Below are 240 nucleotides of genomic sequence, written 5' to 3'. Positions count from 1 at the left end.
CACAATTGAGAACTTGCAAATGTTTTAGATACAGTAACTACTTGTTTACCGTACCATCTTGCCTTGTACGCTAACATCGTTCTGAATTGCGACCAACTCACTTCACTAATGGCTTTAGCTAACTTATGATTCTTCAACATATTTGACACTTGCAAATCTTCCATACCAATGATGTCGTGGTTTTTGACAATGTAAGTAGAGATTTTTTGCAAATAGTCTGTTCTTGCATTCGTGATGTTC

The 240-nt window shown here is 36.2% G+C and carries 1 protein-coding gene; it reads right to left on the bottom strand.

Annotated features, from left to right (window positions below):
• Window positions 1-240: RNA-guided endonuclease TnpB family protein (locus tag MR059_RS21660; RefSeq protein WP_242162038.1), on the bottom strand; the 240-nt coding region annotated here is incomplete at both ends.

The organism is Bacillus cereus group sp. BfR-BA-01522 (assembly GCF_022662635.1).
GTDB classification, from domain to species: Bacteria; Bacillota; Bacilli; order Bacillales; family Bacillaceae_G; genus Bacillus_A; species Bacillus_A cytotoxicus.
This window is presented reverse-complemented; position numbering and strand designations above follow the sequence as displayed.